The organism is Serratia sp. N21D137 (assembly GCF_047530005.1).
Classification (GTDB): Bacteria; Pseudomonadota; Gammaproteobacteria; order Enterobacterales; family Enterobacteriaceae; genus Chania; species Chania fonticola_B.
In genome coordinates this window covers 1-4,184 of record NZ_JBLJAJ010000075.1, presented here as the reverse complement: position 1 = coordinate 4,184, position 4,184 = coordinate 1, and the positions used below count along the sequence as shown (strand labels likewise).

At 50.5% G+C, this 4,184-nt stretch carries 4 protein-coding genes; all 4 read right to left on the bottom strand.

Going from position 1 to position 4,184, the window contains the following annotated elements; translation table 11 throughout:
• Positions 1 to 94 precede the first annotated feature (94 nt).
• Positions 95 to 667: a hypothetical protein gene (locus ACMV5H_RS25090; protein WP_414822752.1), complete on the bottom strand. Its 573-nt coding sequence runs from the start codon at positions 665 to 667 to the stop codon at positions 95 to 97.
• Positions 668 to 681: 14 nt separating this feature from the next.
• The gene (locus ACMV5H_RS25085) at positions 682 to 834 is read right to left on the bottom strand and encodes a hypothetical protein (RefSeq protein WP_414822751.1); all 153 of its coding nucleotides are present in this window, start codon (positions 832 to 834) and stop codon (positions 682 to 684) included.
• Positions 835 to 932: 98 nt separating this feature from the next.
• Positions 933 to 3,065, bottom strand: coding sequence for a TonB-dependent receptor domain-containing protein (locus tag ACMV5H_RS25080; protein ID WP_414822750.1), 2,133 nt, complete (start codon positions 3,063 to 3,065; stop codon positions 933 to 935).
• A gap of 154 nt (positions 3,066 to 3,219) precedes the next feature.
• Entirely contained in the window at positions 3,220 to 3,708 is a 489-nt protein-coding gene (locus ACMV5H_RS25075) for a DUF2946 domain-containing protein (protein WP_008786826.1), read from the bottom strand.
• Positions 3,709 to 4,184 lie beyond the last annotated feature (476 nt).

The window sequence follows — 4,184 nt, the reverse complement described above, 5'->3', positions numbered from 1 at the left end:
GTTCCAGCAGCATTCGGACAGCCCGCTCACGCAGCTCTGGTGGGTAACGGTTTGCTCGTTTGGATGTCATTTCGGGTCTCCTTTCACTGAGAGTTTAGTCTCCCGAAAACCCGGTACGGTTCAGTATATCTGTTGGATGAAGTGTGGCGGCATCTGGGTAGTCATAGAGGATCAGGTCTCTGAGGTGTTGTGCAACCAGTCGCAGGTTAAATTCGTCTTCCAGCAGGCAAGTAGCGAGTTCTAATTGATCGCGAGTGGTCAGTGTGCCCGGATCGAGCCCCAGCGTTGTGGCCGCAACACGAATTTGCATCGCGACTGAGCCGACAGAGGTATGGTCTGCAGGTTTGACGTTTTTCATGAAGCTGAATTGTTCCCGCCAGATCATGGTCAGGGGTTTGTATTCTTCCGGTTTGCCACCCGCCTCGATCCAGGCAACCCCACCCAGCAGTTCCGGCGGAATACCGAATGCATTGGCAGATTCAATGATGAGTCTTCTGTTGTACTGAACGTAGGCATCTTTGTAGGCGTTTGAATAGTATTCTCCGCTTTTCCGCTCAGGATTATTTTTGGTCAATTTCCAGTACATCGCGTCGATCTCATTCCACTTTCTGAATTTGATCTGGGTGATGTCACAGAATTTGTTCCGGGCAACAATGTTGTTCTGCATGGTTTCCTTTCCTCTTAATACACGCGATCGTCCCAGATGCTGTAGCCGCCGGTTCCAGCGATGTGGTGTTTCCAGTCAATGCTCTGGTAGGCGACGGTGATCATCTCTTCGGGCTGGTTTTCTGCATGGGTCAGGGCATGCGGGTAGGATAGGGGTTTGAGGGCCAATGATGTAAAAAACCACGCTAAGGAGATAATTTATTGTTTATGTTGAATGTGATGGCCCTGGCAACTCTCAGGGCCGACTGCAATTGTCTCAGACTGCGTCAGAACTTCACGTTAACTTTTGCCCACAAGGTGCGGCCCGGTTCATTAACAGACGTATTCGCGGAATAGCCGAAACTGCTGTTTCCAGCAAGGTTCAGGTGTTCACTGTAATCCTTGTTGAACAGGTTATCGACACCCGTGCTGACTTTGACGTACTTATTGACTTTGTACGCCGCATTCGCAGAGAAGACCGCAAAACCGGGGCTGGCGGCAAAATCCTTGCCAACGACATTCCCTTCATTCTCGGCAATCCGGTTCTGGCTGCTGACCAGACGTAGCAAACCGGTACTGCTCCAGTCCCCTTTTTCCCATGACAGCCCTAGGCGGGCTTCCAGCGGTGGGATTTGTGGCAATGGTCTGCTGTCACGGGTATTTTCAGCCCACGAATAAGCCAGGCTGGTCTCGGTTTTCCAACTGTCCGTCAGTTTATAACTGAAGCCAGTCTCTCCCCCCATAATACGGGCATTAACGTTATCGGCTTTGCTAACGCGCGCATTCTTGGGATCATAACGGAACAGAATAAAGTCGTTAACATGCCCAACGTAGGCGGACACCCACCCGTTCAGTTTCTTGGTGCTGTACTGTGCACCTATATCCAACTGAGTGGTTTTCTCCGCTTTTACACTATTAAAGGCGCTGGTATTGCCACCAGGCCCATAGGTTGGAGAGAACAGTTCCCAATAATCAGGGAAACGCTCGGTATAACCCACACCGGCATACAGCATCAGTGGCATGTCTGCCAGCGAGTGTTCTATGCGGGCAAACCCGGCATATAACACATCGTTGCGTCCTGCAAGGCCGGTGACGGTAAAGTTATCTACCAACACACGATCCAGACGCGCACCGCTAACGACGTTATCCTGATCGGTGGCTGTCCAAGTCAACTCACTAAAAACGCCATAATTACGGAAGCGAGCATCTTTCACCCAGCTATCGCTTTCTTTATTACGGTGCGTGTTCTGTTGCATGTCTGCGCCGCTTTCAAGTTTGATATCGCTCCACAGCCAGGTTCCCATCATGCGGCCACCGACGGTCCGGCGATCAAGTTGCATAGCCATGGGCATGCTCATATTCATGCTCGAACTGCTCGCTGTGTTCATTGAGGATGACATGTCCATAGCCGACGACGTCCCCATGCTCATTGATGAACTGTCGTGCATGGCGCCCATGGACGAACCCATGCCGCTCATTAACATGCTGCCGGGTGATCTCAACGAGAAATTATCCATGATATGGTCGGCATAATTGTAATAAGTACTGGCTTCAAATTTGTCGAACACGTCCCCGATGTTGGACTTTTCAAAGCGCATCCCCAGGCTTTCGCGTTTGAATTGCGAACCATCCATACTGCGCCCGGCATAACGCGCTTCGCCATCGCCTTGCCCTGCGGTCAGCTCCAGCCAGGTGTCTTTATCCGGCGTCCACCCCAGTGCCATATCCGCGTTCCACTTATCCCACTGAGAAGGCACCCGCTGGTTGTTACCATCCTTGTAGTCGTCAGATCGAGATTTGTTACCGATCAGGCGCAGATAGCCTCGCTCATTTCCCAGGCTGATATCTGCATTTTGATCCCAACGACTATTTGATGCCCCGAGCAGGCTGGCATCACCTTGAATACCGGCTTTCTCAAAAGAAGGTCGCTCACGTTCGAAATGCACTGTTCCTGCAGAGTTACCCGGCCCCCAAAGTACCGTTTGTGGCCCCTTGGTCAGCGTCAGAAGATCAAAACTTTCTGGTGAAATATAGGAACTCGGTGCATCCATACGCGCGGGACAGGCTCCAAGCATTTCACTGCCGTTGGTCAAAAGGCGCAAACGCGAACCGAACATACCGCGAAAAACCGGATCGCCATTGGTTCCGCCGTTACGGATTTGAGAAAAACCCGGGATGGTTTTCAGATAATCAGACCCGTCACTGGCCGGAACCGGCTGGCGCGGTGTTTTAGGTGAAGTCACGATCGTCAATGGAGAAATGGCCGGTGCAGTAACTACCATCACCGACGGATCGTCTAGGGTAGCCACGCTATTCTGATGCCCCTCATGGCCGTCTTCAGCCTGAGCAAACGCAGGTAAGGTGATCATCATGGTCATCACCGTTGCCAGTGGTGATAAAGAGAAACGGGTATTTTTCATAGTTAAAGCCTGTTTTTATCGGCCTGCACTTTCCCAAGCAGGTACTCGCTGGCCATCATCTGGAATGGCCATGCATAAAGCGTCACAAAACAGCGGGCCTGTATCAGGCTCTGTTTCGTAAACGGTAAATTATTGTCTTGCTGAACGGCAAAACTTAACGCAGTGAAAACAGGCTAGGCGGGGCGCGGGGCTGGCATTTGGAATAACAGGCAGACAGTAACGGAGAAACAATGACGGGCAAAAAAGGCGCTTGTGAAACAAGCAGTATCAACCAGATAAAAGGAATGAAAACGGTCTGGATCAGCGGTAAGTGAATGAGGAGCTGACAATAGCCGCAGGCGATGTCTTCCATCGGTGAACTGCCCGGGTTTGAAGCCAAGTGGTGGGACATGCTCTGGGAAACAGCGCAGGCACTGTCTAAAGAAGAGTGGAGATCATGCTCCATACCTGGCATAGCGTGGTGCATGGCCGCCGTATCAGGCATATCATTGTGTGTGGTGGTTATCGCTGCCGAACAAGGCTGACTGGCACGCTGATGCTCCAGTGATTTCGAAATCACTGGAGCCACGAACAACATCAGTATTGCCAGCAACGCCAGATAAATAGGGAACTGGCGGCGAGAAAGTGAAAAAAGCGATAGCACTCGAACAACCGCACTTTAAAAAAATGTTGCCCTATAGTACCGAATGAGAAAGATGATTGTTACAAAAAAGCTATTCATCTATCAAAAGGAAGGGCTGTTTATCTCTCAATACAACGCCTAAACCCATCCACCAATCCTACACAAATCAATCTATGAATCGAACGCTCCAACGTTCTATCAACTGGCGAGGCAATCTACAACTCTGCGAGAGACAACTGATAGGTTTGAGGTGTACTGGCAATAGCGGACACTGTCATTTGTTCTTTTATTAAGCAGCCATGCAATAATAGTTCTTCTCGAAGTCTGCCGGTGAGAGATTACCCAACCGGGAATGACGACGCTGCCGGTTGTATATTAGACGTCAATTACTTTTGCCGATCCGGCGTCAACTACAATGGCCGCTCCCACACCATCATTTAGATGGCTTTTTTGCCACTGCGTTTGAGGTCTTTTTCCTGTAGCTTTCTCCTTGTATT

Bases quoted from the DNA above. Each gene is read 5' to 3' on its own strand.
- ACMV5H_RS25090 (WP_414822752.1), bottom strand. From the start codon at position 667: ATGCAGAACAACATTGTTGCCCGGAACAAATTCTGTGACATCACCCAG.
- ACMV5H_RS25080 (WP_414822750.1), bottom strand. From the start codon at position 3,065: ATGAAAAATACCCGTTTCTCTTTATCACCACTGGCAACGGTGATGACC.